Consider the following 953-nt stretch of genomic DNA (forward strand, 5'->3'; position numbering starts at 1 on the left):
AAGACGAACGCGCCGGCGTGGTCGAGCAGGACCGACAGCACCGCGTACGGCCTGGACGCGAGCACGACGGGCCGCTCGGCGGACTCACGGAGCTCGTCGATGATGGCGGCCACCGGCCCGTGCGCCGTGACGTCGAGCGACTTGTCGATGCTCACCGCGGGGCCCACCGACAGGCGTTCGAGCAGGTGGTCACGGTCGCGCAGGTCGATCACCGGCCCTGCGTGGGTACCGGGGGAGAGCACGCGGCCCGAGCGGGGGCCGTCGGGCGACTGCGTGGGCGGCACGGAGTAGTCGGTGAACAGCAGGTGGCCGTCGTGCAGCACCCACTCCAGGGTCACCTCCCCGTGCCGCTCGGCCATGGCGTCCGTCATGGCGAGCAACGGCACGCGCCAGCGCTCGAGCGCGGCGAGTGCGTCGGCCGGCACGTCGTCGACCGCTGTGACACCGTGCGGGCCGACGACCGCCTGCGTCGCCGCGGCCGTGCCCCGGTTGAGGGCTAGCAGACCCTCGGGCGCCACCTCGACGAGCACGCCGGCGGTGGTCCGCGTCGAGATCACGCCGGCCGACCCGCGCACGAACTCGCGGACGACGGCGTGCCCGAGCGCCCCGGCGGGAGCGGCGGCGACGTGCTCGGCCAGCAGCGGCAGCACCTTGTCCCGTGGGCGGATGAGCTGGCGCAACGTCGGGCTCAGGTCCACCACGAACTCCGACGCACTGCTGTCGCGCAGGAACTCCTCGAGCGCGTGGCCCGGACGCAGGAGCCCGCGCGCGTCGTAGCTGACGACGAGGCCGTCGCCGGTGCGGAAGCCGAGCTCGCGTGCGAGGCGGTGCGCCGGACCGCGCTTGGCCACGTACCCCGCGTAGACGGCGGCGACGTCGCCGAGCACGACCTCCTCCGGCGTCCCGCCGTCGTAGAGGGCCGCCGCGGCCAGGTGCGGTGTGGCGACCGTGCG

Annotated in this window: 1 protein-coding gene; it reads right to left on the bottom strand. The window is 74.8% G+C overall.

All coding sequences use genetic code 11. The features are described from left to right. A partial coding sequence (locus N869_RS18105) for a hypothetical protein (protein ID WP_035063157.1) occupies positions 1 to 953 on the bottom strand: 953 nt, incomplete at both ends.

The organism is Cellulomonas bogoriensis 69B4 = DSM 16987 (assembly GCF_000767165.1).
Taxonomy (GTDB): Bacteria; Actinomycetota; Actinomycetes; order Actinomycetales; family Cellulomonadaceae; genus Actinotalea; species Actinotalea bogoriensis.